This window comes from Rufibacter immobilis (genome assembly GCF_003721565.1).
Lineage (GTDB): Bacteria > Bacteroidota > Bacteroidia > Cytophagales > Hymenobacteraceae > Nibribacter > Nibribacter immobilis.
Genome location: NZ_RJJE01000007.1, coordinates 24,677 through 51,169 on the forward strand (window position 1 = coordinate 24,677; position 26,493 = coordinate 51,169).

24 protein-coding genes are annotated in these 26,493 nt (G+C 51.8%); 12 read left to right on the forward strand and 12 right to left on the reverse strand.

Translation table 11 applies throughout. The features are described from left to right. The first annotated feature begins 201 nt into the window (after window positions 1-201). Both EFA69_RS06750 and EFA69_RS06755 read left to right on the forward strand, forming a co-directional pair. Window positions 202-666 carry a GNAT family N-acetyltransferase gene (locus EFA69_RS06750; RefSeq protein ID WP_394342821.1) on the forward strand — a complete coding sequence of 155 codons (465 nt, stop codon included), beginning with the start codon at window positions 202-204 and terminating at the stop codon, window positions 664-666. A 110-nt stretch (window positions 667-776) separates the two neighbouring features. Beyond that, window positions 777-1,187, forward strand: coding sequence for a DUF6157 family protein (locus EFA69_RS06755; RefSeq protein ID WP_123132346.1), 411 nt, complete (start codon window positions 777-779; stop codon window positions 1,185-1,187). A gap of 88 nt (window positions 1,188-1,275) precedes the next feature. Here the strand turns inward: EFA69_RS06755 and EFA69_RS06760 are convergent, their stop codons facing one another. Both EFA69_RS06760 and EFA69_RS06765 read right to left on the reverse strand, forming a co-directional pair. Further along, window positions 1,276-2,055, reverse strand: a complete 780-nt coding sequence (locus tag EFA69_RS06760; RefSeq protein ID WP_123132347.1) for a LytR/AlgR family response regulator transcription factor — start codon at window positions 2,053-2,055, stop codon at window positions 1,276-1,278. Beyond that, window positions 2,055-3,116 carry a sensor histidine kinase gene (locus EFA69_RS06765; RefSeq protein WP_221175689.1) on the reverse strand — a complete coding sequence of 354 codons (1,062 nt, stop codon included), beginning with the start codon at window positions 3,114-3,116 and terminating at the stop codon, window positions 2,055-2,057. Before EFA69_RS06765 ends, EFA69_RS06760 begins: the two co-directional genes overlap by 1 nt. 411 nt (window positions 3,117-3,527) lie before the next feature. On the opposite strand from EFA69_RS06765, the gene sugE reads away from it, so the two are divergent. After that, on the forward strand, window positions 3,528-3,854 hold the full coding sequence (gene sugE, locus EFA69_RS06770; RefSeq protein ID WP_123132349.1) for a quaternary ammonium compound efflux SMR transporter SugE: 327 nt from the start codon (window positions 3,528-3,530) through the stop codon (window positions 3,852-3,854). A 707-nt stretch (window positions 3,855-4,561) separates the two neighbouring features. Here the strand turns inward: sugE and EFA69_RS06775 are convergent. The 5 genes from EFA69_RS06775 to rsfS are packed head-to-tail and all read right to left on the reverse strand — an operon-like array spanning window position 4,562 to window position 9,371. Then, window positions 4,562-5,389: a hypothetical protein gene (locus EFA69_RS06775; RefSeq protein ID WP_148041290.1), complete on the reverse strand. Its 828-nt coding sequence runs from the start codon at window positions 5,387-5,389 to the stop codon at window positions 4,562-4,564. Further along, window positions 5,370-6,149 (reverse strand): UDP-2,3-diacylglucosamine diphosphatase, encoded by a 780-nt coding sequence (locus tag EFA69_RS06780; protein WP_123132351.1) that lies wholly within the window; start codon window positions 6,147-6,149, stop codon window positions 5,370-5,372. The genes EFA69_RS06775 and EFA69_RS06780 overlap by 20 nt, the downstream gene beginning before the upstream one ends. Then, complete coding sequence (locus EFA69_RS06785) at window positions 6,133-6,783, reverse strand: LutC/YkgG family protein (protein WP_123132352.1); 651 nt, start codon at window positions 6,781-6,783, stop codon at window positions 6,133-6,135. Before EFA69_RS06785 ends, EFA69_RS06780 begins: the two co-directional genes overlap by 17 nt. Before the next feature lie 31 nt (window positions 6,784-6,814). Then, entirely contained in the window at window positions 6,815-8,923 is a 2,109-nt protein-coding gene (gene ftsH, locus EFA69_RS06790; protein WP_123132353.1) for an ATP-dependent zinc metalloprotease FtsH, read from the reverse strand. Window positions 8,924-8,972: 49 nt separating this feature from the next. Beyond that, window positions 8,973-9,371 carry a ribosome silencing factor gene (rsfS, locus tag EFA69_RS06795; RefSeq protein ID WP_123132354.1) on the reverse strand — a complete coding sequence of 133 codons (399 nt, stop codon included), beginning with the start codon at window positions 9,369-9,371 and terminating at the stop codon, window positions 8,973-8,975. Window positions 9,372-9,462: 91 nt separating this feature from the next. On the opposite strand from rsfS, the gene EFA69_RS06800 reads away from it, so the two are divergent. The 4 genes from EFA69_RS06800 (at window position 9,463) to rlmB (ending at window position 15,198) form a co-directional block, all read left to right on the forward strand. Then, window positions 9,463-10,176 (forward strand): biotin--[acetyl-CoA-carboxylase] ligase, encoded by a 714-nt coding sequence (locus EFA69_RS06800; RefSeq protein WP_245964514.1) that lies wholly within the window; start codon window positions 9,463-9,465, stop codon window positions 10,174-10,176. A gap of 181 nt (window positions 10,177-10,357) precedes the next feature. Further along, complete coding sequence (locus EFA69_RS06805) at window positions 10,358-10,993, forward strand: T9SS type A sorting domain-containing protein (RefSeq protein WP_123132355.1); 636 nt, start codon at window positions 10,358-10,360, stop codon at window positions 10,991-10,993. A gap of 123 nt (window positions 10,994-11,116) precedes the next feature. Continuing rightward, the gene (locus EFA69_RS06810; RefSeq protein WP_123132356.1) at window positions 11,117-14,122 is read left to right on the forward strand and encodes a glycosyltransferase family 117 protein; all 3,006 of its coding nucleotides are present in this window, start codon (window positions 11,117-11,119) and stop codon (window positions 14,120-14,122) included. A gap of 263 nt (window positions 14,123-14,385) precedes the next feature. After that, window positions 14,386-15,198 carry a 23S rRNA (guanosine(2251)-2'-O)-methyltransferase RlmB gene (gene rlmB / locus EFA69_RS06815; protein ID WP_123132448.1) on the forward strand — a complete coding sequence of 271 codons (813 nt, stop codon included), beginning with the start codon at window positions 14,386-14,388 and terminating at the stop codon, window positions 15,196-15,198. A 164-nt stretch (window positions 15,199-15,362) separates the two neighbouring features. Here rlmB and EFA69_RS06820 read toward each other — a convergent pair whose 3' ends face one another. Both EFA69_RS06820 and EFA69_RS06825 read right to left on the reverse strand, forming a co-directional pair. Continuing rightward, window positions 15,363-16,439, reverse strand: a complete 1,077-nt coding sequence (locus tag EFA69_RS06820) for a mannose-1-phosphate guanylyltransferase (RefSeq protein ID WP_123132357.1) — start codon at window positions 16,437-16,439, stop codon at window positions 15,363-15,365. 1 nt (window position 16,440) lies between these two features. Beyond that, window positions 16,441-17,409, reverse strand: a complete 969-nt coding sequence (locus tag EFA69_RS06825) for a KpsF/GutQ family sugar-phosphate isomerase (protein WP_123132358.1) — start codon at window positions 17,407-17,409, stop codon at window positions 16,441-16,443. 69 nt (window positions 17,410-17,478) lie between these two features. Here EFA69_RS06825 and recQ point away from each other — a divergent pair, with 69 nt between their 5' ends. The 3 genes from recQ (at window position 17,479) to EFA69_RS06840 (ending at window position 22,578) form a co-directional block, all read left to right on the forward strand. Beyond that, window positions 17,479-19,656 carry a DNA helicase RecQ gene (recQ, locus tag EFA69_RS06830; protein ID WP_123132359.1) on the forward strand — a complete coding sequence of 726 codons (2,178 nt, stop codon included), beginning with the start codon at window positions 17,479-17,481 and terminating at the stop codon, window positions 19,654-19,656. A gap of 161 nt (window positions 19,657-19,817) precedes the next feature. Next, entirely contained in the window at window positions 19,818-21,122 is a 1,305-nt protein-coding gene (purD, locus tag EFA69_RS06835) for a phosphoribosylamine--glycine ligase (protein ID WP_123132360.1), read from the forward strand. A gap of 172 nt (window positions 21,123-21,294) precedes the next feature. Next, window positions 21,295-22,578 carry an acetyl-CoA hydrolase/transferase family protein gene (locus EFA69_RS06840; protein WP_123132361.1) on the forward strand — a complete coding sequence of 428 codons (1,284 nt, stop codon included), beginning with the start codon at window positions 21,295-21,297 and terminating at the stop codon, window positions 22,576-22,578. Between the two features lie 106 nt (window positions 22,579-22,684). Here the strand turns inward: EFA69_RS06840 and EFA69_RS06845 are convergent, their stop codons facing one another. Next, on the reverse strand, window positions 22,685-23,101 hold the full coding sequence (locus EFA69_RS06845) for a BrxA/BrxB family bacilliredoxin (RefSeq protein WP_123132449.1): 417 nt from the start codon (window positions 23,099-23,101) through the stop codon (window positions 22,685-22,687). 372 nt (window positions 23,102-23,473) lie between these two features. Between EFA69_RS06845 and rpsT the strand changes: the two genes are divergently transcribed. Continuing rightward, window positions 23,474-23,731, forward strand: coding sequence for a 30S ribosomal protein S20 (rpsT, locus tag EFA69_RS06850; protein WP_123132362.1), 258 nt, complete (start codon window positions 23,474-23,476; stop codon window positions 23,729-23,731). Between the two features lie 458 nt (window positions 23,732-24,189). Here the strand turns inward: rpsT and pyk are convergent, their stop codons facing one another. Further along, window positions 24,190-25,620, reverse strand: a complete 1,431-nt coding sequence (gene pyk, locus EFA69_RS06860) for a pyruvate kinase (RefSeq protein WP_123132364.1) — start codon at window positions 25,618-25,620, stop codon at window positions 24,190-24,192. Between the two features lie 3 nt (window positions 25,621-25,623). After that, window positions 25,624-26,049, reverse strand: coding sequence for an IPExxxVDY family protein (locus EFA69_RS06865; protein WP_123132365.1), 426 nt, complete (start codon window positions 26,047-26,049; stop codon window positions 25,624-25,626). Window positions 26,050-26,226: 177 nt separating this feature from the next. On the opposite strand from EFA69_RS06865, the gene EFA69_RS06870 reads away from it, so the two are divergent. Next, the gene (locus tag EFA69_RS06870) at window positions 26,227-26,463 is read left to right on the forward strand and encodes an acyl carrier protein (protein ID WP_048919546.1); all 237 of its coding nucleotides are present in this window, start codon (window positions 26,227-26,229) and stop codon (window positions 26,461-26,463) included. Window positions 26,464-26,493 lie beyond the last annotated feature (30 nt).

Genomic DNA, 26,493 nt, shown 5'->3' on the forward strand with positions numbered 1-26,493 from the left:
AACGGGAGGCCAAGGCACCGTTAGAACCAGGCTCTTTTTCCGTTTAGGGGCTTTTTTTCTAAAAATAGGCCTAAACCAGAAACTACCGTCAAAAGCCTTTGAAGTCATGGCGGGCGTTTTATCTTTGAGGTACAACATCAGCGTCCCGTCCGCAGCAATCACTGTAACCGCACCGCAGCTATAGCCAACATCCTCAGAGCAATTGAAGAAAAAGACAATCGGCCGCTGGCCGAACTCATCCGGGAGGTGTTCAGGGAATTCAAGATTGACCGGCCCGGCACCGTCTACACAGACCCCACCACCGATGCTTTGTACCAACTGTTCCAGACGCCGGGCAGCGCCTATCTGGTAGCCGAAGAGAACGGAGAAATCATGGGCGGCTGCGGGGTGTATCCTACCCAGGGTTTACCGGCTGGCTGCGCCGAACTGGTGAAATTCTACTTGTCAAGCGCGAGCAGGGGCAAGGGCGTAGGGTACAAACTGTTGCAGGAAAGCTTGGTTCTGGCCCGGCAACTGGGTTACGCCCAGCTGTACCTGGAGTCTTTCCCCGAGCTGGCCAAAGCGGTGAGCATGTATGAGAAAGCCGGGTTCAGGCCGCTGCCCCACGCGCTGGGAAACTCCGGCCACTACGCCTGTACCATCTGGATGGTGAAGGACCTGGGTTGAGCGGCCGTTTAGGGGCTCTTTTTTGGAAAACAGCCTCTAAACGGAACAGCCCCAAGGGTTCAGCTTTGAAAGCGGAATCTGTTATCTTAAGCACGTAAAAGCAGCCAAATATGAAATCTACCAATTATTACAATACCTTCATTGAAGTAGCCGAAGATTGTCCTGTCGCTTCGGCTGAAGTACCGCCTCTCAAAGGCAATGACAAGACGGTGGCCAACCTGCAGTTTGAAATGGTCCAGAACCGCCCGTACCACTACACCTCAGATGAGGTACTGTTTGGTGTGTATGCCGCCAAGAACAACCTCCCGGCCGAGGAACTAGCCACCGAACGGGAAAAATTCTTCTCCAAAGGACAGGCTTGTTTGCGGGCCTCGCCGCTCACCAAGCGCTATGGCTGGGGCGTACACGCCAATGAGGAAGGGAAAATAGCCCTGTTTGCGCTAGAGTCTGCTGAGTATGAAAAATTATCGGAAGACAAAGCTTTGAAGGTAGTGAAAGCGATGCGGAGCAAGCGGGGCTGAACCTCATGTCTGCCTGAACGCAGCCTCAGCTTACTGTCTTTCTATTTAGCGGCTGTTTCTGGAAAAAGAGCCCCTAAACGGAAAAACGTTATTTCCCCAGCCACTCTTTAAAAGCGTGCGCCCGCTCATTGCTGATGATGATCTCTTTGTCTGTGCTGGGTTTCACATACACTTTCAGGCGGCCCTTGAGGTACGGGTGAATCTCATCTATGGAGTGGATGTGGGCAATGAACTGGCGGTTGAGGCGGCTGAACTGCTCCGGGTCCAGAAGTTCCTGCAGGGTATCCAGGGTGTAGTCTGTGATGAAGCGCTGCCCCGCGGTGGTGATTAGGAAAACGATTTTGTCCTCGGCGTAGAAATAGGCAATCTCATCCGTAGACACAGACCGTATTTTCTGGCCACTTTTCACCAAAAAACGGTTCTTGTAGTGCGGGGTGCCGGCGGGGGCGGAACCCCGATTGAGCAGCGCCATGATCTGCTGCATGTCCAGCGCGGGTTGGGGCGGCTGACTCTGGCGCAAGGCCTTGAATTTATCCATGGCCCCGGCCAGGTCCTCATTGCTGATGGGCTTGAGCAGGTAATCAATGCTGTTGACTTTGAACGCCTTCACCGCATACTCATCATAGGCGGTAGTGAAAATGATGGGACACTTCACCTCCACCTTCTGGAAGATCTCAAAACTGTTGCCGTCTGACAAGTGGATGTCCAGAAAAGCCAGGTCTGGGGTAGGGTTGGTCTCAAACCACTTCACCGCGTTTCGGATAGAGTCTATGGTGGCCACAATCCTGATGGAAGGGTCGTAGCGCAGCAGCTGGGCCTCTAGCTTTTCAGAAGCCAGGTATTCGTCTTCAATCAGGAGGATGTTCATTAGGCGGCGTTGTTTAGGAGCGGTAATTTAGCAATGAAATTCTCTGAGGTCACCTCTACGCCCACTTTTTTGTCGGTGATGAATTTGTAGCGGTTGATGATGTTTTTGAGGCCCACCCCGGTAGACTCTTCGCGGCTTTCGCGCAGCTGCAGGTTGTTCTTGATAATGATGTAATCGCCCTCCACAAACACGTCAATGTACAAAGGCTCGTCGCGGCTCACAATGTTGTGTTTGATGGCGTTCTCCATGAGCAGCTGCATGGTGAGCGGGGCCACCTGGTGGTTCTGGAGCTCTTCGGGCACGTTGATGTCTACCCGCAGGTTTTCCCGGAACCTGATCTTGAGCAGGAACAGATAGGAGTAGATGAAGTCCAGCTCGGTGTGCAGCGAGACCAGTTCCTTGTCTTTGTTCTCCAGCACGTAGCGGTACACCTTGGAAAGCTGCTCCACAAACTTAGCGGCCATGTCCTGGTCTTTGTAGATGAGCGTTGACAGAGCATTGAGGCTGTTAAAGAGGAAGTGCGGGTTCACCTGCTGTTTCAGGGACTCAAACTGCACCTTGATGGTTTCCTTCTTCAGCTTCTCAGACTGCATGAGGTAACGGTGCCACTGGTTGTAGAAGTAAATGCCCGACCGGATGAAGTGCACAAACAGGAGAATGATAGAGCCAAACACAAAGACCTCCTTTACATCGCGGAGCGCCTCTGGGTCCTGGAAGTTATAGGCCATCTGGCCCAGGAACAGGCGCGGCGTGATCTCAAAGAGCACCATGACCAGCAGGATGTAGATCTGCACGGCCACCCACTCATACACAAAGCGCCGTAGCCCGTACTCGCGCCAGTCATACTTTTTGCTCAGGCGTTTGGCTATGCGGCGGGTTCCTTCCAGCACCACATTGACCATAAGGGCGTTGTAGAGCAACCGGAACACATCTGCGGCTTCAAAATCCTGCAGGCCCGTGCGGTTAATGAAGAAGAAGGTCCAGAAGATCAGGAACGCAATGCCGGTGTTAGCCAGGTAACGCAACAGCTTTTTTTGCTTGAATTTAAACTTTTTCTTCATAAACGGAGACTGCACAAACAGCCGGTCCAAATACTCGGTGGAGAGAAGCATAATAAATAAAGCAAACCCGGAATACCCCGCCCAAAAGCGCCGGCAGGTGTGTTTGCTTAAGTATTTTGTTTTAGGTTGGAATTCTGTTTTACGCGTAATTTAGGAAAAACAGGCGCTAAACGCACTTAGTTCAGGCTTGTTCAGAAGAAGGACACATTTAGATTTCTGTGAACGGGAACAACCGCAACCATGCGAAATCCTATAAGTTTGCAGCCGCGCCCTCAAGGGCACGTTCGCAAATAATACGTTTACCCACAGACAGGCAAGCACTTTCCGATAAAAACGGATATACCCAGACTGAAGCAACTGGAACGCTGCCTTGAAAAAACGTATTTACTTTTACCACCAACGTTGAACGCTATGAATACTGCTTGGATCTACCTGATCATTGCCGGCTTGTGTGAGATAGGCTGGGCCATTGGCCTGAAATATACCGAGGGGTTCACCAGACTCTGGCCCACGGTCATTACCGTTGTTATCATGATTCTGAGCTTTTTCCTACTGGCGCAGGCCATGCGCACGCTGCCCGTGGGCACCGCCTACGCCTCCTGGACCGGTATTGGCGCCGTGGGAACGGCCATTCTGGGCATGATTCTGTTCAATGAGCCCCGCGATGTGCTTCGCCTGGTCTGCATTGGGTTGATCATTGCCGGTGTGCTGGGGCTCAAGTTTTTGGCGAAGGAATAGAGAAGGGCTGTACTTGTTGGAATTGGCTGATGCCTTGGGCTTGTCTGCTTCTCTAGGGCTTTATGAGCTTAGTTGTTTCATCTCTTCCGGTAAGCGCTCACGGCCGCGGGGCCCCGTCTTCCCCTCTCGCACTGCCCTTGCGGCCAGGTAGTGCAGTTAACTCTTAGTTTCTTTCTTACTTGGCCACAAGCGAGGCACTCTAGGGAAAGACTGGAAACGGTGCGTTTAGCTGAGGCTGTTGTTGGTTGGTGGCAGAAGCTCTTTTAGTGTAAACCCACCCCTACCCCTCCCAGGAGGGGAGTTCCGGTTCTTTGCGGATGATGCGGCAATGATGGGAAGTGGTATAGGCGGCAGAAGATTTACTGCTTGAACGTACCTTCTAAGCGACTTTCTCACTCTAGCAGATAATTCCCCTCCTGGGAGGGGTAGGGGTGGGTGCAATACGCCGGCCGCCGCGTTACCGTCTACTCAAAAGACCTCGCAGTGTCCGGAGGACCTGCGCGCGTCTGCGCCAACTCCCGTTCCGGGCCTCTTCTTCTCTCCCAAACTCAGGACTCAAGACTCAGAACTCAGGACTTCCCTTTAGCGGCTCTTTTTTCAGAATTAGCCTAAAACCAGAATTTCCGGCTACCTCTTGGTGAGAGCCGGAAATCGGGAATGGAGTTCGCGTTTAGGGGCTGTCTTTGGAAAAAGAGCCCCTAAACGCATTAGCGCCATCTGTACGCGAACAGGGTATCTGCCGTGAGCAGGTAAAGGTATTTATCGCCCACCAGCACCTGGCGGTAGGCTTGGGGCTGCTCCGGTAAAGTGAGGGTCCGGGTCTGGAGGGTGTAGAGGTGCTGGAAGTGCAGTTGGTTTCCGGCAAGGTAATAGAGCTCATCTCCGGCGAAACCCACGTAGGTAAGGTTAGGCAGCGACAGTTTCTTCTGGTAATTGCCCATGTTGTCAAACACGTAGATACCCGAAAGCCGGTCTACCATGTACAGCTTGCTCTGGTACTCCCGCAGAAACGTGATGTCGTGTTGCCGGCGGTCCAGCAACAGTTCCAGCGGGTTCTCAAATACAGCCTGGTTGACGCGGGTGTCAATCTTGAGGAGCCGAAAAGTGGTTTCGTCAAAAAGCCAGAGCCGGTCATCGGCGGCCAGGGTGGCGGCCCTGATGGTGCCATCGGTATACTCCCGCAGATCGGCCAGGCCCAGCGGGGTAAGAAAGCGGTCCAGGAGCTGCACGCGTTGGCGGTCATCGTAGAACACCATGATCTTGGCCGGGCTCCAGGCTTCGGCCATGGCCACGCGCCCCTGCACGGGCGGAGAAAAAGTGTTGACTGCCTTGCCCAGCGTGTCTAGCTGGATGATGTTCTGGCGGAGGTCTGACAGATAAGCCCTGTCAAAGCGGTCTATAGACAAAAGTTGATTGCCTTTAGCGGGTAACTGAAAAGCCACAGACCACGTGGGTGCCTGCGCCTGGCCTATAAGCGGAGCCAGCAGCAACCAAAGCAAGAGCGGCAGGCAGAGGTTAGTCCGGCTGGTTTTCAAAATACGTGAGCGTGAGTTCCTGACCATCATATACAGCGTAAGAGCAATAATTGACCCATTCTCCCAGGTTCAGGTAACGGCTGCGTTCCCCAATAGGTAAATCCAGAGGCAAATGCCGGTGCCCGAACACGTAAAAGTCATGGTGTTGCCGTCCTTCCACGCGCTGGCAGTAATGCACCAGCCACTCATCGTCGCCATGGAAAACCTCGTCCTGCTTGGTGTTCTGGATCCGGCTGCGGCGCGACCAGAAATTTGCCAGGCCAATGCCCAGGTTAGGGTGAATACGGGCGAACAGCCACTGGCTCATAGGGTTCGCAAACACCTTTTTCAGGACTTTGTAGGTGTAGTCTTTGGGGCCCAAGCCATCGCCGTGGCCAATGTAAAACGTGTGCTTTCCTATCTGGGTGGAGACTGGCTTCCTGATAATGGGGATGTTGAGCTCTTTTGGGAAGTAGTCAAACATCCACATGTCATGGTTCCCCGTGAAAAGGTAAATGGGAATACCGCTGTCGGCAATCTCGGCCAGTTTGCCCTGGAGCCTGATGAAGCCCCGGGGAATGGCGTGGCGGTACTCAAACCAGAAGTCGAAAATATCGCCCAGCAGGTAAATAGCCTGCGCGTCTTCCTTTACCTGATCTAACCACCGCACTATCTTTTTCTCCCGCGCCAGACTTTTCTCAGGTGTGGGTACCCCCAAATGGAAATCTGATGCGAAGTAGACTTTTTTACCCGGCGGCAGGTGGTTAATCGGAGTGATCATCAATGAGGAAAAGGATAAGTTCTTTGGGGCCGTGGGCACCCATGACAAGGGTTTTCTCTATGTCGGCGGTACGGCTGGGGCCGCTTACCAAAGACAGCATGGAAGGCAGCTTCTTCCCATACTTTCCCTGAACGTATTCCAGGGCCTGTTTAATATCCGGTACCAGCTGCGAAAGTTTAGCCACCACCAGGTGCATGGCCGGGTACACAGAAAGCCTTCTGCCGCTGGCATTGGCCGAGGATACCAAGATGCTGCCGGTGCGGGCCACCAAAGCTTCACAGGTAGTGAGAGAGGCCTGCGCATTGGCCAGAAAATCTTCTTCAGAACCGTTGAAATTGATGCCGCCCGCGTGCAGGATTTTCTTGAGGATGGGTTCCCACACGTACATATTGTCTATGCCCCGTTCTTTCTTGAACTCAAACAGCTGGTCAAAAAAGTCTTCCTCGTTCTCGCAGTACACAAAGGTGCCGCTGTTCCGGATAAACGTCTCGGCGAACTGCACCGAAAGATCTTCCAGCAGCGGGCCGTAGACAGAGGTGGAGAAGTCTGGGGTAGGAGGCAGAAAAGGCGCTGACTTTGCCAGCGCCTCTCTTACCTTTCGGAGCACAATCTCTTTCGATTTGGCTTCGTACATGTAGTTTTTATTTTAAAGCTGTTTTGGAACGCTACTGATTGAACGTAGTGCCTTCGCCGCTGGAAGTTGGTGTCCCGCTTGGTTCAGCGGCGGGCGGTGTATCTTCCAGGTTAGACTGTGCTCCCGTAGGCGAGGTGATGTGCGTTTCGGCGGCCAATTCGCTTTGGGTTTTGCTGCGGTCTGTTCCGGCGGTGTGGGCCTGGTAGTTGGTTAGTCCTTCAAAAGGTCTTGGGCCAACCAAACGCTCCAAGTCATGCTGGAATAGGATTTCCTTCTCCAACAGTTCCTGCGCCACCAATTCCAGTTCGTTCCGTCTGTCAGATAATAACTGCAGTGTGCGGTTATACGCGTCTCCTACCAACAGGCGTACCTCTGCGTCAATGGTTTCAGCGGTAGTTTCTGAGTAAGGCTTAGTGAACGTGTTGTCTGGCTGTTTGGAATCATAGAAAGACAGGTTCCCTATGCGCTCATTCATTCCGTACATAGTCACAATGCTGTAGGCCATTTTGGTGATGCGCTCTAAGTCACTTAAGGCACCGGTAGAAATTTTTCCAAACACAATCTGTTCAGCTGCCCGACCACCTAAAGCCATACACATCTCATCTACCAATTGCTCTGTGTTATAGAGGAACTGCTCTTTTGGCAAGTATTGCGCATAACCCAATGCGGCTACGCCACGGGGTACAATACTCACTTTCACCAACGGATCACAATGCTCCAGGAACCATCCGGCAATGGCATGACCGGCTTCATGGTAGGCCACAATTTTCTTTTCCTGCGGAGAAATGATTTTATTTTTCTTCTCCAGGCCGCCAATGACACGGTCAATGGCATCATTGAAGTCCTGCATCTCTATGGCTTTCTTGTTCCGGCGGGCGGCAATCAAGGCAGCTTCATTACACACGTTGGCAATCTCGGCACCGGCAAATCCAGGAGTCTGCGCCGCTAATTTCTTAGCGTCTACGTCACCAGCCAAGGTTAATGGGCCTAAGTGCACGCCAAAGATGTGGGTACGGCCGTTGATGTCTGGTTTGTCAATGCTGATCTGGCGGTCAAAACGGCCGGGACGCAGCAAGGCAGAGTCCAGAATGTCTGGGCGGTTAGTGGCTGCCAGAATGATCACCCCAGAATCTGTGGCAAAACCGTCCATCTCTACCAGCAGGGAGTTCAGGGTGTTCTCGCGCTCATCGTTTCCGCCGGGCATTTGTCCACGGCTACGGCTACGGCCAATGGCATCAATCTCGTCAATGAAGATGATACACGGCGCTTTGGCTTTGGCTTGTTTGAACAAGTCGCGCACCCGGGCGGCACCCACTCCCACAAACATCTCCACGAAGTCTGAGCCAGACAGGGAGAAGAAGGGAACGTCTGCCTCGCCGGCTACGGCTTTAGCCAATAAGGTTTTACCGGTACCCGGAGGACCTACCAACAAAGCACCTTTCGGGATTTTACCTCCCAAGATGGTGAACTTGGTAGGGTTCTTCAGGAACTCCACAATCTCCTGGATTTCCTCTTTGGCTTCTTCCAGACCGGCTACGTCTTTGAACGTGATTTTTACCTTGTTCTCAGCGTCAAACAGGGCCGCACGGGATTTGCCTATGTTGAAGATCTGTCCGCCGGCACCCCCAGTGGCCATACGGCGCATGAGGAACCAGAAGCCCACCATGAGTAGAATGAAGAACGGCCAGCCCATCAGGATTTCCAGTAGACCTGTACGTTTCTCAATTTCCAGCGGAATGCGCTGCTCACGCGGCACTTCGGCCTGCAGTTTGTCTAAATCCTCTTTGAAGCTCTCAGCGGTAATGATAGGAAAGTGGTACTGGGCACCCTGGTTGCTCATGCTGAAACCTCCGCGGCCTTCCAGTTCTGCCCGGTATTTTTCGTTTTTGAGGGCTTCCTCTTTCAAGGTGACCTCTACCACGTTGTTGTTCACCACGGCCACTTTTTTCACATCCTGGGCCATCAGCATTTCCTCAAACCGGGGCTGGCGGATTTCTACCGTGGCGTTAAGATTGTTGTAATACGTGATGCCGAAAATAAACAGCACGAGTGCAGCCAGTACCCAGATTTGCATGGTAGGGCGGGGCGGCGTAGTGGGAATTATTTTCCGTTTTTTCTTATTCTCTGGTTTTTCTGTCATGGATTGTTCTCTTCTCAATAAAAAGTAAACCTCCGGGCCGGAGCTTTGTTTATACTGCGGCCGAAGCAGAGCCTTCAGCAGGCTCCACGTGGGTAATTTCAGCATCTCCCCAGAGTTCTTCCAGGGCGTAGAAATTACGTTTTTCCTTAAGGAAGATATGAACTACTACGTCTACGTAGTCCAGTACCACCCATTCACGGTTGGTACGGCCTTCACTCTGCCAAGGATGCTCTTTGGTTAATTTAAAAACTTCTTCCTCAATAGACGAAGCAATGGCATCCAGTTGGGTGTCTGAGCTTGCGGAGCTAATGATGAAGTAGTCTGATACAGCGTTCTTCAAGGATTTCAGGTTGAGAACCACGATATCGGCAGCTTTCTTTTCCTGCATGCCTTTTACCACTAGTTCTGCCAATATGTCGGAATTGTCCTGAATCGTGTTGTGTTTCATCTGGGAAATATAAATTTGATCTTCAAAAATACTAAAGTCTTTGCAAAAAATTTCGCCCCGAAGCCTTTTTATAGGCCAGCAGCTGGTTTTTATGCCAGAGTGCGCCTCTACCAATACAGAGGCACATGAGCTTGTTAACAATAATTGCGCCACGGATGGTTGTGTCATAGTGGCGGGCGCCCAAACCGGCGGGCGCGGCCAACGTGGCAATACCTGGGACGTGGAGCCTGACAAAAACATTACGTTGTCTGTCATTCTAAAGCCTACCTTCTTAGAGGCGCAGCACCAGTTCTCCCTGAACATTGCCGTGTCCCTGGCCGTGCTGGATCTGATGCAGGCGTATGTGCCGGCTGGCGTACGGCTAAAATGGCCCAACGACCTGTACTGCCATGATCAGAAAGCCGGTGGTATTCTCATTGAGAACTCCGTGAGCGGAAGATTTCTGCAACACAGCGTCATTGGCATTGGCCTTAACGTGAACCAGGTAACGTTTGCGCAGCCAAGGGCTACCTCGCTGGCCTTGCTCACCGGCAGGCAATTTACCCTGTCTGCTCTGGTAGAGGAAATGCTGGAGAACCTGGAGCGCCGGTACCTGGCCTTACGGTGCGGCGGCGCGGCGGCGCAAAAACAGGAATACCTGGGGCATCTATACCGTTACCAGGAGTGGCATGCTTTTGAGGTGCAGGGGCAAGTGGTGCAGGGGCAGATTACCGGAATAGACGCGGCGGGCCGGCTGGCAGTGCTCATAGAACAGAAATTGCAGTTCTTCCAGTTCCAGGAAATTAAGTTTGTGATAGGGGAGTGAGCGTTTTTGGCCTGATTTTTGAAAATGAGCCCCTAAACGGCTTGTATTTCTGAAAGTGAGGATTGATCTTTTTATAGAAATCTACTGTTAAAATTCTGAGCAGATGCTTGTAATTTAAGGATAGGTTCTTATATTTGAACAATTCTGAATAGTTGAAACCAGCTTCTTTGCTATATATGGTATGAAAATTTTTACTCGTGTTTTCCTGGGGATTTTAGCCTTGGGCTTGGTGGTAGGCAGTAAAGCAGCCTCTTTAGGGGTTGTACCAGGTGGGTTGCCCGTAAATGCCCGAGTGGCGGATACGTCCAAATCTGACACTGTTTTCCTGAACTGGCGTTCCGCGTCTGGGTTAACCGTTACGGATCTAGGAATTTTGCCAGCGCTGAATTTTCCTTCTTATAACCCTAACGCCAAAAAGTACTCGCCTTTTCTGTATCTTACTAAAAAGGGAAACAGTGCATTGGCTGTGAAGCCCGGGGTGCGGAATGTGACGCCTTCTTACACTGCCGTAACCCGGCAGTTGAGCTCTACCCAGGGCATCAAAGAATCCAAATTGATTCCTTCGCTCAATGCGTATCCAAACCCGTCTAGAGGGGTGACCAAGATTTCCCTGAGTTCCCTGGGAGATGACCACTACAAAATCAGGATCTCCAATGCCATTGGCAAGGTGTACAAAGAGATTCCCGTAATGCAGCCTTCGGCCACAGAAACTATTGTGGTGGACCTTTCTCCGCTGCCCGCCGGTATTTATTTCTACAGTCTTTTGGTGAACGAGAAGATGGTGGAAACCAAACGACTTATTCTGCAGCCGCAATAATTCTTGCCTGCTTCCAGTTATGAAAGAGCCAGCCTACGCTGGCTCTTTTTTTATTTATTGGGCTGCCAAGAGGCGATACGTTCAGAAAATTGCTAATTTCGAGAGTTCAATCATAATCATATCATGTTGCAATACAATCGGATCAACAATCTGGTGGGTTGGCTGGTATTTGCGGTGGCTACCATCGTTTATGTACTTACCCTGGAGCCAACGGCCAGTTTCTGGGACAGCGGAGAATTTATTGCCTGCTCTTACAAACTGTTAGTACCACACCCGCCCGGGGCTCCTTTCTATCTGCTGCTGGGCCGTGTTTTCTCTATGTTTGCGGGTGATCCTTCGCAAGTGGCCTGGTGGGTGAACTTACTTTCTGCGCTTTCCAGCTCCTTCACGGTACTGTTCCTTTTCTGGACTATCACCATACTGGCCCGTAAATTATTGGTGCCAACTCCTAAAACTCCAGCAGGACTATCTTCTGCGGCAACCCCTGTTACAGAAACGTTGGTGGAGCCAACCTTGGGGCAGACCATTGCCATTATGGGGGCGGCTACTGTTGGGGCTTTAGCCTTCACGTTCTCAGATTCCTTCTGGTTTTCGGCGGTAGAGGCAGAGGTATACGCGCTTTCTTCCTTCTTCACTGCCTTTGTGGTATGGGCCATGCTGCGGTGGGAAAGCCGCGCCCATGATGCCGTTTCTGATAAATGGCTTATCCTGATCGCCTACATGGTGGGCCTTTCCATTGGGGTGCACTTGTTGAACCTGGTGGCTATTCCAGCTCTGGCGTTCATTTTCTTCTTCCGCCTTAGAAAATATTCTAATAAAGGGGCCATCATCACCTTGGTGGTAAGTGCCCTCATCTTGGGCGTGGTGCTGGTAGGGATCATCCCTGGTCTGCCTTCTATTGCCGGAAGCTTTGAGGTGATGTTTGTGAACAGCTTCGGGTTGCCGTTTGGGGCAGGGGTGATTTTCTTCGTGGCGCTGTTCATTGGGATTATTGTCTGGGCGGTGCGTTACGCCATCAGAACCGGCAACCGTGCCCTGCATACGGCTTTGCTGAGCTTCATCTTCGTGCTGATTGGCTATTCTTCTTACCTCATCATCCCTATCCGGTCGGGCTATGACCCAACCATTGACGAGAATGACCCAGAGAACATTGTGAGCTTTGTGTCTTACCTTAAGCGGGAGCAGTACGGTGACCGTCCGTTGCTGTTCGGGCCTCAGTTCAACGCAGAGCCGGTAGACCAGGAAGAAGGTGCCGCGCAATACATCAAAGGCGAAGACAAGTATATAGAGGTAGGCCGCAAAATTGAGCCGGTTTATGATTCCAAAGACAAAACGCTGCTGCCGCGTCTGTACAGCAACCAGCCGGGGCACATTGCCCAGTACAAAAAATGGGTGAATATTCAGGAAGGCCAGAAACCTACCATGGGCCAGAACTTTGACTTCCTGTTCAGCTACCAGATGGGGCACATGTTCTGGCGGTACTTCGGCTGGAACTTCGTGGGTCGCGAGGGAGATATTCAGCAGTCCGGTGTGCTGTGGCCGTGGGAAGGGAATGATGGTTTACCGTCGCGCGTAGCCGAAAGCAAAGCCCGGAACAATTTCTACATGCTGCCGTTCGCGTTGGGGATCATCGGCCTTGTTTTCCAACTCAGAAGAAAGCAGCGCGATGCCTTCGTGGTAGGACTATTGTTCTTCTTTACCGGTATCGCCATTGTCATTTACCTGAACCAGCCGCCTATTGAGCCGCGGGAGCGGGATTACACCTTTGCCGGTGCGTTCTATGCTTATTCCATCTGGATTGGTTTAGGCGTGTTGGCCATCGCCGATTTCCTGCGCCGCACCCTTAAGTCTGATGTGTTGGCTGGTGTGGTGGCTACCGTGGTAGGGTTACTGATTCCGGGTGTGATGGCGGCCCAGGGCTGGGACGACCATGATCGCTCAGACCGTTACCATTCCGTAGATTCAGCCAAGAACCTACTGAACTCTGTGGCGCCTAATGCTATCCTGTTCACCAACGGCGACAATGACACGTTCCCGCTGTGGTACGCGCAGGAAGTGGAAGGTTTCAGGACCGATGTGCGCGTGGCCGTGCTCAGTTACATGAACACAGACTGGTACCTAGACCAGATGAAACGCCAGGCCTACAAGTCTGAGCCGTTCCCTATGAGTCTGGAGAATGAGAACTACCGCCAGGGAATAAACGACTATCTGCCGTACGTAGAGCGTCCGGAAGTAGCCGGTGGCATAGACCTGAAGCAGTACATCCAACTGGTGAAACAAAACCACCAGGCCCTGCAGATTGGTGACCGTGCCGGCCGTACCTACCTGTCTTTCCCTACCAAGAACTTCTTCCTGAACGTAGACAAACAGGCGGTGCTGGCAGCCAATGCGGTGGCACCCGGTTATCAAGATTCAGTGGTGAGCCAAATGCGCTGGACCATCAACAAGGGCGGCCTGGAGAAAAAGCACCTGGCCATTCTGGATCTTCTGGCCAACAACAACTGGAAGCGCCCTGTGTATTTCTCCACCACGGCAGACAATTCAGACTTTATGGGGCTTGACAATTACCTGCAGCTGGAAGGCCTGGCGTACCGCGTGGTGCCGGTCCTGAACAAGAACCCAGAGCAGACGGGCTACATTGCCAAAGACATCATGTACAACAACATGATGACCAAGTTCTCCTGGAGAAACCTTGACCGCGAAGACATTTTCTATGACGAGAACTACCTGCGCTTCCCGGCCAACGCCCGTGACAAATATTACCAGTTAACGCTGGAGTACCTGAAAGCCGGTGATAAAGCCACGGCCAAAAAGGTGATGGACTACTGCTTCACGCAACTGCCAGACAAATCCATCCCGTATGACTATTACGTGCCGCCGTTTGTGGTGCCGTTATACGAGGTGGGAGACCAGAAGCGGGCGCAGGAGATTGTGAACGTCATGTCTGACAGAGCAGACAAAGCGCTGCGGTATTACTTCACCCAAAACTCTATGTTTGAGACTGAGATCAGAATTAACCTGTTCATCATGCAGCAGCTCATTCAGGTGTCGCGGCAGGTGGGCATGACGCAGAAGGCCACAGAGATAGAACAGAAATTCATGCAGCATTACAGCCAGATGAGCAGATAATTTCTGCCCAAGCAAAAAGAAAGGCCGGTTCTTCAACCGGCCTTTCTTTTTGCTTGGGGGTTTGCGTTTAGGGGCTGTTTTTCCAAAAACGGCCCCTAAACGCAAACCCATAGTTTGGCCAAATCATAAAGAGATTGTGGGCTTGTCTCGCTTCCTCAACTCCACCGAAACCAGACTGACGATTTTCTGCGGAAATACGGTTACCTTTGTCCTTCATTCAGAAGGGCAACGTAAGACTGGTTGCCAAGCAACGCATTACATTCATGGAGAATAGAAATTACAGAGATAGAGATGGCGGCGGAAAGCCCAGGTACTACAGCCAGCCCAAAGCCGATAAAATGGAAATGATCTTCGGACTGCGCCCTATTTTGGAGGCGCTGCACGCCGGTAAAACCATGGAGAAGATCTATCTGCTAAAAGGAGCCAAGCACAGCATCAGTCAAGAGATCACGGAGCTGGCCCGCGAGGCGCAGATTCCTATTTCTCTGGTGCCTAATGAGAAACTGGACCAGCTCACCCGCAAGAATCACCAGGGTGCGGTGGCGTACCTGTCCGCGATCTCTTATTCTCCTTTAGACGAAATTGTGGCTTCGCTCTTTGAGAAAGGCAAAGACCCCTTGTTGCTGGTGCTGGACCGCGTAACCGATGTGCGGAATTTTGGGGCCATTGCCCGTAACGCCGAATGCATGGGCGTAGACGCCATTGTGATCCCGAGCCGCGGGGCCGCGCAGATCAACGCCGATGCCCTTAAAACTTCGGCGGGTGCCCTTAACCTGATTCCGGTTTGCCGCGAAGCCAACTTAAAAGAAACCCTGCACTTCCTGAAACAGTCTGGCATACGGGTGGTGGCCTGTACCGAGAAAGCCGAAGATGATCTCACAGATGCAGGCGTAGACCTTACCGGTCCGGTAGCCGTGCTCATGGGCAGTGAGGAAGACGGTATTTCACCGGAGTACCTGAAGCGGGCAGACCTGCGCGTGAAAATCCCGATGCTGGGGCAGGTGCAGTCTTTGAACGTGTCAGTGGCCAGCGGTATTATTCTGTACGAAGCACTTCGGCAAAGGAAAGAAGCCTAAGTATTTTCTATAAGTCAAAAAAAGAGCCGGTGCGTTCTCTGAACGCACCGGCTCTTTGCGTTTAGGGGCCGTTTTTTCAAAAACGGCCCCTAAACGCAAAAGGCAAAAAAGGAGAGGCCCACTAATTTGTTGCGGGCCTCTCCTTTTTTTCGGCAGAACGTTCCTTAGATGAAGTTCTGTCCTTTTATGGCTTTGGCATCTGCCATAAAGTCTTTCACCTTCTGTTCATCTTCGCGGCGGCAGACCATGAAAATATTATCATGGGCGGCCACAATGTAATCCTGAAGCCCTTGCACCACCACCAGGTGGTCCTGCGGAGTTTTCACAATGCAGTTGTTGACATCATACAGGAGCACGTTGCCGTCAATCACGTTGCCTTCGGTGGTTTTCTCAGACAGGCTGTAGAGGGAGTTCCAGGTGCCCAGGTCAGACCAGCCAAAGTCGCCCAAGATCACGAACACGTTGTCAGCTTTCTCCATGAGGCCGTAGTCAATGGAGATGTTGCGGCAATGGGAGTACGCTCTGCTGATAAACGCTTCCTCATCCTGAGTGTCAAACACGGAGATGCCTTCCTCAAAGGTCTCGGCCATGTCACTGAGGTGCTGCCGGAAGGCCTTGAGAATGGTCTGGGCGTTCCAGATAAAGATACCGGCGTTCCAAACAAACTCGCCGCTGTCCAAGAACATCTGGGCAATTTCCAGCGAAGGCTTCTCAGTGAAGGTCTTTACCTTCTTAAGCGCGTTGTGCTGGTCATCAATGAACTGGATGTAGCCGTAGCCGGTATCTGGGCGGGTGGGCTTGATGCCCAAAGTGACCAGAATGTCGTCTTTGGCGGTAGCCTCCAATCCTTCCTTCACACAGCTGATGAACGCTTCTTCGCGCAGGATCACGTGGTCTGCGGGAGCCACCACAATGTTGGCACCGGGGTTCTTCTTCGCGATCTTATAGCAGGCGTAGGCAATGCAGGGGGCGGTATTGCGGCCAATGGGCTCCTGCAGAATCTGGCTTTCGGGCAGTTCCGGCAAGTGTTCCTGCACTAAGTTGATGTAGTCACGGTGGGTTACTACGTAAATATTCTCTGGGGGGCAGACACCGTTAAACCGTTTATAGGTAGTCTGGATCATGCTTTCGCCAATACCCAACACATCATGGAACTGCTTAGGATGGTTTACCCGGCTAAACGGCCAGAACCGGCTCCCAATGCCGCCCGCCATGATCACTACATAAGTATTTTGGTTCATGTTATACTAGTCCTTCTTTCAATAGGTCATGCAGGTGCACAAATCCTGCGAAGGTGCCGCCTTTGGTTACTATCAGCTGGGTGATGTTCTTCTTCTGCATCATGGCCAAGGCTTCCACGGCGTACTCATCACTGTCAATGGTAAGCGGAGCAGGAGTCATGATATCAGACGCGGTGATGCCGGAAAGGTTGTCAAAGTTGGAGAGCATGCGGCGCAGGTCCCCGTCTGTGATGATACCGGTTAAGTTATCAGAATTATCCAAAACCGCAGTGGCTCCCAAACGCTTGGAAGAGATTTCAATGATGATCTCCTTGAGGGTAGCCTCTTCTTTCACCTGCGGGGCGGCATTGAGTGCGTAAAGGTCAGACACCTTAAGGTAGAGTCTCTTGCCCAGGGAGCCGCCCGGGTGTAAAGCGCCAAAGTCTTCACTGCTGAAATTGCGGGACTCCAGGAGGCAAACGGCCAGGGCATCGCCCAAGGCTAGGTGGGCGGTGGTGCTGGTGGTAGGGGCCAGGTTGTTGGGGCAAGCTTCACGCTCAATGGTGGCATCCAGAACAAAATCGGCCTGCTGGGCCAGGTAGGAATCTGTGTTGGAAACCAAGGCCGCCAAAGGAGTTCCTTTGCGCTTAAGGAGCGGAACCAGCACTTTTATCTCTGGTGTGTTGCCGCTTTTGGAGAGGCAGATCACGAAATCCTCGGCCTGGATCATACCCAGGTCCCCGTGAATGGCATCGGCGGCGTGCATGAACAGCGCAGGGGTGCCGGTAGAGTTGAGGGTGGCCACCATTTTGGCGGCAATATTGGCGCTTTTGCCAATGCCCGTCACCACTACCCGGCCCTTGATGGCGAGAATGGCTTCCACGCAAGCCTCAAAGTCACTATTAATATAGTCGGCGAGTTGAAGAATCGCGGCTGCTTCCTCCTGCAACACTTTTTTTGCGATGCTTTTGATATTTTTCGTGATATTCAAGTTAGATTTGTATTAGACAAGACAACAACAGATAGTACAAACACTTGTTTCTCACAACAAGCATATTACATGTTAGTAAAACAAGCATCATTAAAGAACAAATTAAAGGAAGTTTTCGGCTATAGTCAATTCAGGGGCAACCAGGAGGCGATTATAGAGAACATCATGGCCGGTAAAAACACCTTTGTGATCATGCCCACGGGGGCTGGTAAGTCGCTTTGCTACCAGTTGCCCGCGTTGGCCATGGAAGGTACCGCCATTGTGATTTCGCCGCTTATCGCGCTCATGAAGAACCAGGTAGACCAGTTGAACGCCTTTGGGGTAAACGCCCAGTTCCTGAACTCTACGCTGTCTAAGGCAGAGATGAACAAGGTGAAGAAGGAAACCGTGAGCGGCGAGGTGAAATTATTGTACGTAGCCCCAGAATCTCTGACCAAGGAAGACACCCTGGATTTCCTTAAGCAGGCCACCATCTCCTTCGTGGCCATTGACGAGGCCCACTGTATTTCTGAGTGGGGCCATGACTTCAGGCCTGAGTACCGCAAGATCAGAGGCATTATAGACAACATAGGCAATCTGCCCATCATTGCGCTCACGGCCACGGCCACGCCCAAGGTGCAGCTAGACATCCAGAAAAACCTGCAGATGGATGATGCCTCTGTGTTCAAGTCTTCTTTTAACCGTACCAACCTGTATTATGAGGTGCGGCCCAAGCACAACACCAAGAAGCAGCTCATTCAGTACATTAAGAAGCACAAAGGCAAAAGCGGGATCATCTACTGCCTCAGCCGCAAGAAAGTAGAGGAGATTGCTGAGCTGCTGCAGGTGAATGACATCAAGGCACTGCCGTACCACGCCGGGCTGGACTCCCACGTGCGCATGGCCAATCAAGATGCGTTCCTGAACGAGGACGTAGACGTGATTGTGGCCACCATCGCTTTCGGAATGGGGATTGACAAGCCCGATGTCCGTTTCGTGATCCACTATGATACGCCTAAATCCATTGAGGGCTACTACCAGGAAACCGGCCGCGGCGGCCGCGACGGACTGGAAGGCAACTGCCTCATGTTCTACAGCTACGATGATATTGTAAAGCTGGAGAAGTTCAGCAAAGACAAGCCTGTTACCGAGCGCGACAACTCCAAACTGCTGTTGCAGGAAATGTCGGCGTACGCAGACTCAGCCGTGTGCCGCCGCCGTCAGTTGCTGCATTATTTTGGCGAACAGTACGATAAAGACTGCGGTTTCTGCGACAATTGCGTACACCCTAAAGAGAAGTTTGAGGCGGAGCAGGAGCTCACCTACGCGCTTAAGGCCGTAGTGCAGACGAACCAACGCTTCGCCATAGATCATTTAGTGCACGTGCTCATCGGCCTCAAAGACCAGTACGTGGAGAGCTACGGCCATGACCAACTGGAGGTATTTGGAGTAGGGAAAGAGAAGGAGCCACAGTTCTGGAACTCTATTCTTCGCCAAGCCTTGTTATTTGACTATCTGGAGAAAGATATTGAGAACTTCGGGACGCTGAAGATCACCCAGAAGGGAGAGAAGTTCATTCAGAGCCCGCACGCTATCAAGTTTGCCAAGGACCATAACTTTGACGAAGAGGTGCAACAGGAAGAAGAAAAAGAAGAAACCCAGGCCGCGGCCGGGCATGACGCTGTTCTCTTTGACATGCTCAAAGCCCTGCGCAAGAAACTGGCCAAGGAAATGAACCTGCCGCCGTACGTGCTCTTCCAGGACCCATCCATCAAGGAAATGGCTACCACGTACCCCACCACCAAAGAAGACCTGGCGCACATTGCCGGCGTGGGCATGGGCAAGGTGCAGAAGTTTGGGAAGCCGTTCCTGGAACTCATCTCTAAGTACGTAGAGGAAAATGACATTGTCACAGCCGCCGACGTAGTGGTGAAAACCACGGTGAATAAGTCTAAGCTCAAAATCTACGTAATCCAGCAGATAGACAAGAAAATGGACCTGGAGGAAATTGCCAGCTCCAAAGGTCTTACCATGCCTGAGTTGATTGAGGAAATAGAGCACATCTGCTACTCCGGTACCAAGCTCAACCTGGACTACTACATCAACGGGGTACTGGACGAGGACCGTCAGCAGGAGGTGATTGACTATTTCATGCACGCTACCACAGACAACATGGCCGAGGCCATTAAGGAACTCGGCACCGACGATTATACCGAGGACGACCTGCGCCTCATGCGCATCAAGTTCCTCTCTAAGTATGCAAATTAATTCTTAGCCGAAATTAAAAAAGCAGGTGGCAACACCTGCTTTTTTATTTCCTTTGCAGCGGGCTGTTTAGGGGCCGTTTTTCTCAAATCTTGCCCAAAACAGCCGCAGCCACACATTAGTAAAACCTGCTTGAGCCTCGCTTGAGCGCAAACCATGCCTGTATGAACGTACTGATAATAGGAGCGGGTGGCCGAGAGCACGCCCTAGCCTGGAAAATTAGCCAAAGCCCTTACTGTGAGCAGATCTTTGTAGCGCCCGGGAACGCCGGTACCGCCCAAATCGCCACCAACGTAGATATTGCCATCACCAACTTTGAGGAACTGGCGAAATTCGCGACTGACTTCAACATCATGATGATGGTAGTAGGGCAGGAAGCCGCCCTGGTGGAAGGCATCGCCGATTATTTCGCCGAGAACGAATACCTCAAGCACATTTTGGTGGTAGGTCCGCGCAAAGCCGGTGCCCAATTGGAAGGCAGCAAAGATTTCTCCAAGCAGTTCCTGCTCAAGTACGGCATTCCTACGGCCCAGTACCAGACGTTCACACCAGAGACCTTTGACCAGGGGTTGGCTTATCTGCAAAACCATGCCTACCCGGTGGTGCTCAAAGCCGATGGCCTAGCCGCCGGAAAAGGAGTGGTGATTGCGCAAAATCAGGAAGAAGCCGCGCTTGCCCTTACAGACATGCTCAAGAACAACAAGTTTGGCAGTGCCGGCAGCAAAGTGGTCATTGAGGAATTCCTGCAAGGCATAGAACTCTCGGCCTTCATCCTGACCGATGGCAAAGAGTACGTGCTGCTGCCGGAGGCCAAAGACTACAAACGCATTGGCGAAGGAGACCAAGGATTGAACACCGGCGGCATGGGGGCCATTTCTCCCGTTCCGTTCGCAGATGATGCGTTCATGGCCAAAGTGCGGGAGCGCGTGATTGAGCCTACCCTGCGCGGGTTGCAGCAGGAGGGAATCCCGTACTCGGGGTTCCTGTTCATCGGGCTCATGAATTCCGGCGGCGATCCGTACGTGATTGAGTACAACGTGCGCCTAGGCGACCCTGAGACGGAGGCTATTCTGCCGCGCATTCAGTCAGATTTGTTTGAGCTGTTCAAAGCCTTGCATGACCATGAGTTGGGGCAGTTCCAGTTGAGCGTAGATCCGCGTTCGGCTACCACTATTTTCCTGGTTTCGGGCGGGTACCCCGAGGACTATGCCAAAGGCCACCCTATTCAGGGACTGGACCAGGTGATGCCGCAGGATTCTTTCTGTTTCCATGCCGGTACCAAAAAAGCCGCAGACGGACAGATTGTGACAGACGGAGGCCGGGTGATTGCCGTGACCGCCCTGGGCCAGGACATGGAAGATGCGCTGGAGAAAGCCAACGCCGCCGCCGCCAATATCCAGTGGCAAGACCGTTACTTCCGCCAGGACATTGGGTTTGACCTGAAACAATACCTCACCCAGAAACTCTAAGCATCTTTTGATCTATAGATGAGAGATTGCGTTTAGCGCCTGTTTTTCCAAAAAGGGCATAAAATGACAAAGGCCAGCTCCCATGCTGGCCTTTGTCATTTTTGGGAAGGTGGGAAAGGAAAATCTTTGCGGCAGATTTTCGTAGAAAGCATTTCAACCATTCAGATAACAGATGTCTCTTCAACCTGACTATACCACCCCTGAGGAAGCCGTTAAACTCATCAAGTCCGGTGACCGGGTATTTGTGCACGGTGCCGCCATGACGCCGCTGCGCTTAGTGAATGCCATCTCTGCCCGCGGTCCCGAGCTGCGCGAGGTGGAGTTTATTCACATGCACACCGAAGGCCCCGCCCCCTACACTTACCCAGAGCACACCGGCAGTTTCAAGACCAACGCCTGTTTTGTGGGCGGTAACATCCGGCAGGCCCTGAACGAAGGCACGGCAGATTACATCCCCATTTTCCTGAGCGAGATTTCGCTGTTGTTCCGGCGCAATATTCTGCCGCTGGATGTGGCTATGGTACAGGTAACACCGCCAGATGCGCATGGTTTCTGTAGCCTGGGCGCGTCTGTAGACGTGGCTCTGTCTGCGGTAGAGACCGCTAAAATCCTGATTGCGGAAGTGAACCCCAGGGTGCCCCGTTCGCACGGCGATGGGGTGGTGCACATCAGCAAGTTCCATGCGAAGGTATGGGTAGACGAGCCGTTGCCGGAGCACACGAACAAACCTGCCGGCGAGGTGGAAACCCAGATTGGCCAGCTGGTGGCCTCTTTGGTGGAAGACGGTGCCACTTTGCAGATGGGCATTGGCGGCATCCCAGACGCGGTGCTGGCGCAGCTCACCAACCATAAGGACTTGGGCATCCATACTGAGATGTTCTCAGACGGCATCATTCCGCTGGTGGAAAAAGGCATTATCACCGGCGCCCGCAAGAAAGTGCTCAAGCACAAAATTGTGTCCTGCTTTGTGAACGGCTCGCAGCGGGTTTTTGATTTTCTTCATGACAATCCGGCGGTGGTCATGAAGGAGACAGTATTTACCAATGACACGTCCATCATCAGGCAAAACCCTAAAACCACGGCCATCAACAGCGCCATTGAAGTAGACCTCACCGGCCAGGTCTGCGCCGACAGTATTGGAACGTACCAATTCTCCGGGGTGGGCGGTCAAATGGACTTTATGCGTGGCGCGGCCCTGTCTGAAGGCGGCAAGCCTATCATCGCCCTGCCGTCCATCACCAACAAAGGCGAATCTAAGATTGTGAACATGCTCAAGCCTGGGGCCAGCGTGACCACCACCCGGGCCCACGTACGCTATATTGTCACAGAATTCGGGATTGCGGATTTGTACGGCAAGAACCTGCGCCAGCGCGCGAAAGAGCTCATCAGGATTGCGCACCCCTCGCACCAGGCAGAACTGGAGCGGCTGGCTTTTGAGCGCTTTAAGGTGCTGTAAGCGGAAAGGCGTTTAGCGGCTCTTTTTTGAAAAACAGCCCTAAAACAGTGAGGCCTGACTTATAGAAAGTCAGGCCTCACTGTTCAAATAATAAGGGGACTACAAACTAGCAGTACTCCTCAAAAGCGCCTTGCAGGTTGTCTACAATGCGGGTAAGGTCGTTGCCTTCAATGTGGTGGCGCTCAATCATGTGCACCAGTTCACCGTCTTTGAAAAGCGCGATAGACGGCGAAGACGGCGGGTAAGGCAGCATGAACTCGCGGGCTTTGGCAACGGCTTCGGTTTCCATACCGGCGAACACGGTTACCAGTTTGGCGGGCTTCTGGTCAGAGCTGGCCACGGCCATTTTCAGGGCCGGACGGGCTTTGGCGGCGGCACAGCCACACACAGAGTTTACGGCCACCAGCACGGTGCCTTCTTTCTGGTTCAATACATTCTCTACTTCTTCGGGCGTCATGAGCTGCTCAAAGCCGACGGAGGTCAGGTCTTCCCGGATAGGGGCGACCATATATTCAGGATACATTGCCATGGTGATGGTGAATTTTAGGTGAAATTCTGTTTTCTGGGGTAAAATTACGAAATCAAGCGTAAAACACCGCGGCCATAGTTCTGGTTTCCAAAAGGGTACTGATTCTTACCCCGGAAACTGGGGTGTTCTGAGCGGTTTTGGCCAAGCTGCCCAAAAACTTTTGGCCTAAAAGGGGACAGGGTTTGGCAGAAATGTTACCTTTGCAACGCAAAACAGCCCAAGCTGCCTGTTATGTCTCCTGAAGCAATTTAAGAGCGGTAAGCTGATTAAATTTTGAAGCGGTTGCTTGGAAATTAATCTTTGATGGTGTAGTTTTGCAAACTCATTTAGAATCAGAGTCAAAAGCATTTATCTATATTCACAACCATGGCTAACCATAAGTCAGCATTAAAGAGAATCAGATCCAACAACGCGAAACGCTTGCTGAACCGCTATCAGGCGAAAACTACCCGTACCTTTGTAAAGCGTTTGAGAAACACAACTGACAAAGCCGAGGCGCAAGAACTGTTCAAGACGGTATCTGGTATGCTGGACAAATTGGCTAAGAAGAATGTGATTCACAAAAACAAAGCTGCTAACAACAAGTCTAAACTGGCTCGTTTCGTTAATAACTTAGCTGCCTAGTTTCTTTAGGTAGTATTTGTTTCTTGGGAATTTTACAAGAAGCCTTGCTCTATGCAAGGCTTCTTGTGTTGTATAGTCTTTTGTTGCCATTCCTTTGGGAGGTTGTAGTAGTTTCCCTTGTTGAAGAAGCCGCCGGGCTTCTTTTGCGTTTAGGGGCTCTTTTTCAGAAAACAGCCTTAAAACAGAACCTTCAGATTTGTCTGAAGAGACATTGTATTCTGCTGTTTTTCTCCATTCCTGCTAAATAAAGCCTATTCGTACTGCGCCACTATCTGTCTGTGGTGGAAATGCGTTTAGCGGCCGATTTTCCGGAATTTGCCCTAAACGGTGATTCGCTGTCTGGTTAACTAGAACAGGGGAGGAGGTTGTTGATTTAAATCAAAAGAAGCTAAAAAAGCGGAAGGCGGTCTCTACCTAGAGGCCGCCTTCCGCTTTTTCATGTGAGACTAAATCTGGGCCTAGTGCACTACGCTCAGTTTAATCATGTTGGCGCGTTTTTTCTCCATGACCGGTATAGAGCCAATGTTGATGAATACGTCGCCTTGGGTCAGGTGCCCGGCTTTCAGGAGGATTTCTTTCAGGTCAGCAATGGTTTCATCAGTAGAGACAAAACGATCATAGTAAAACCCTCTGATGCCCCACACCAGGTTAAGGGTGTTGAGTAACGCGCGGTTGTCTGTGAAGATGAAGATGTGTGCCTTAGGACGGTGCTTGGCCAGTTGGAAAGCGGTATAACCAGACTTGGTCAAGCCAATGAGGGCACGGGCATCAGTGTCGCGGGCCAGGCTAACGGCGTTGGCGACCACGGTGTCATTGAAGAAGGTTTCTGACTGCGGGTTGAACACGAAGTTGCGGTAGAACAGCTCGGCCTGAGACTCCACGGAGGCAATGGTGCGCACCATGCTCCGGATGGTTTCAATAGGGTAGGCGCCGGCGGCGGTCTCGGCGCTCAGCATCAGGGTGTCGGCACCGTCCATTACGGCGTTGGCAATGTCATTGGTCTCCGCACGGGTAGGGCGCGGATTGGTGATCATGCTTTCCATCATCTGGGTAGCAATAATCACAGGTTTGCCAATGGCCTGGCACTTCTCCACAATCATTTTCTGGAGCATGGGCACTTCTTCCATACCCACTTCAACGCCCAAGTCACCACGGGCCACCATTACGGCGTCTGTGGCTTCAATGATGGAGTCAATGTTACGGATGGCCTCCGGTTTCTCAATCTTAGCCACCACTTTGGTGTCTTTGCCGCGCTCGGCAATGATGCGCTTGATCTCATGGATGTCTTCTACCTTTCTCACGAAAGAGAGGGCCACCCATTCCACGTCATTGTCCAGCCCGAAGTGCAGGTCCTGGATATCTTTCTCCGTAAGCGAAGGAGCCGTTACCACGGTGTCTGGCAGGTTAATGCCTTTGCGGGGTTTCACCACGCCGCCGTATACTACTTCGGTCAAAACTTCTTTGTCGCCGTCTGTGCTGATCACCGTCAGCTCCAGTTTACCATCGTCAATCAGGATGGCGTCACCGGGGCGCACGTCATGGGCAAGACGAAGATAGCTGGTAGACAGACGCTGTGACGTGCCTACAGATTTGTCGCATACAATGGTTACTTGCTGGCCGGCCACAATCTCCACTGCTCCGTTCTCTATATCATTGAGACGGATCTTAGGACCTTGCAAGTCCTGAAGTAAACAGATGTTATAGCCTTCCTCGGCGTTGATGGCACGTACGGCCTCAATCACCTTCAGGTGCTCTGGGTGGGCACCGTGCGAAAAGTTAAGACGGAATACATCTACCCCCTCCTGGATAAGGGCGCGAAGCCTCTCTGGAGTGTTACTGGCGGGGCCAATTGTTGCGATAATCTTGGTTTTGTTGAAATGGATAGCCATGCGCTAAAAAAGCAGGTTTTCTTTATAACGTAAACATTGCGGGTCAAAAGAACGCACGTACTGGACCAGTGGTACGGCGTTAAGTGTCTGTAGAAGCTCTTGCTGAAGGTGGCTGAGCCCGCCAGATACTTGTATTACATAATCGTATTCTTTTATATCTGGCACTAAGAAAGGAGTAGCCAGGGTGCTGGTGCCCACAGAGCGGTTGCGGAACAAGCGCAGGGAACCGTGCTCGGCGCGGTGCAGGTAGTTGGAGATCACCAGCCGCCCCTTGTGGAGGAAGTCAATGCAGAGGTCAGTCTGTTTTACCAGCCTAATGCGGAAGTACTTGTTCAGGGCCCAAGCTAACGTATGTTCTTTACTGGAGGACACCACGCCGTATAAGTCGAAGTCGTAATCATATTCTACGTCTAGTCGAAAAGATTTCATGGGTGGGGTACTCTGGGTAAGGGTAATAGTAGTTGGGCAGGCAATTTAAAGAAGGTAATTGGAAACACAAGAAACCTTTTTCAGAAAAGTGCCTGAAAAACTATTGCGCGCATTTTGTTTGACATTGTGTTGCCAAATCTATTTCTTTGCACTGTGTTTTAAAAAACTTATAAAAAAATGTCAGAAATCGCAGAAAAAGTAAGAGCTATTATCATTGATAAATTAGGCGTTGAGGAATCTGAGGTAACGCCTGAGGCTAGCTTTACAAACGACCTGGGTGCCGACTCTCTTGATACAGTAGAATTGATCATGGAATTTGAGAAAGAATTCAATGTGTCTATTCCAGATGATCAAGCTGAGAACATTGCAACGGTAGGCCAAGCGATCAGCTACCTGGAAGAGCACGCGAAGTAATTTCCTTCCTTCCCCTTTATTTTCTATCGA

Bases quoted from the DNA above. Each gene is read 5' to 3' on its own strand.
- EFA69_RS06755 (WP_123132346.1), top strand. From the start codon at position 777: ATGAAATCTACCAATTATTACAATACCTTCATTGAAGTAGCCGAAGAT.
- EFA69_RS06760 (WP_123132347.1), bottom strand. From the start codon at position 2,055: ATGAACATCCTCCTGATTGAAGACGAATACCTGGCTTCTGAAAAGCTA.
- EFA69_RS06765 (WP_221175689.1), bottom strand. From the start codon at position 3,116: ATGAAGAAAAAGTTTAAATTCAAGCAAAAAAAGCTGTTGCGTTACCTG.
- sugE (WP_123132349.1), top strand. From the start codon at position 3,528: ATGAATACTGCTTGGATCTACCTGATCATTGCCGGCTTGTGTGAGATA.
- EFA69_RS06780 (WP_123132351.1), bottom strand. From the start codon at position 6,149: ATGATCACTCCGATTAACCACCTGCCGCCGGGTAAAAAAGTCTACTTC.
- EFA69_RS06785 (WP_123132352.1), bottom strand. From the start codon at position 6,783: ATGTACGAAGCCAAATCGAAAGAGATTGTGCTCCGAAAGGTAAGAGAG.
- ftsH (WP_123132353.1), bottom strand. From the start codon at position 8,923: ATGACAGAAAAACCAGAGAATAAGAAAAAACGGAAAATAATTCCCACT.
- rsfS (WP_123132354.1), bottom strand. From the start codon at position 9,371: ATGAAACACAACACGATTCAGGACAATTCCGACATATTGGCAGAACTA.
- EFA69_RS06800 (WP_245964514.1), top strand. From the start codon at position 9,463: ATGCCAGAGTGCGCCTCTACCAATACAGAGGCACATGAGCTTGTTAAC.
- EFA69_RS06805 (WP_123132355.1), top strand. From the start codon at position 10,358: ATGAAAATTTTTACTCGTGTTTTCCTGGGGATTTTAGCCTTGGGCTTG.
- EFA69_RS06810 (WP_123132356.1), top strand. From the start codon at position 11,117: ATGTTGCAATACAATCGGATCAACAATCTGGTGGGTTGGCTGGTATTT.
- rlmB (WP_123132448.1), top strand. From the start codon at position 14,386: ATGGAGAATAGAAATTACAGAGATAGAGATGGCGGCGGAAAGCCCAGG.
- EFA69_RS06820 (WP_123132357.1), bottom strand. From the start codon at position 16,439: ATGAACCAAAATACTTATGTAGTGATCATGGCGGGCGGCATTGGGAGC.
- recQ (WP_123132359.1), top strand. From the start codon at position 17,479: ATGTTAGTAAAACAAGCATCATTAAAGAACAAATTAAAGGAAGTTTTC.
- purD (WP_123132360.1), top strand. From the start codon at position 19,818: ATGAACGTACTGATAATAGGAGCGGGTGGCCGAGAGCACGCCCTAGCC.
- EFA69_RS06840 (WP_123132361.1), top strand. From the start codon at position 21,295: ATGTCTCTTCAACCTGACTATACCACCCCTGAGGAAGCCGTTAAACTC.
- EFA69_RS06845 (WP_123132449.1), bottom strand. From the start codon at position 23,101: ATGTATCCTGAATATATGGTCGCCCCTATCCGGGAAGACCTGACCTCC.
- rpsT (WP_123132362.1), top strand. From the start codon at position 23,474: ATGGCTAACCATAAGTCAGCATTAAAGAGAATCAGATCCAACAACGCG.
- pyk (WP_123132364.1), bottom strand. From the start codon at position 25,620: ATGGCTATCCATTTCAACAAAACCAAGATTATCGCAACAATTGGCCCC.
- EFA69_RS06865 (WP_123132365.1), bottom strand. From the start codon at position 26,049: ATGAAATCTTTTCGACTAGACGTAGAATATGATTACGACTTCGACTTA.
- EFA69_RS06870 (WP_048919546.1), top strand. From the start codon at position 26,227: ATGTCAGAAATCGCAGAAAAAGTAAGAGCTATTATCATTGATAAATTA.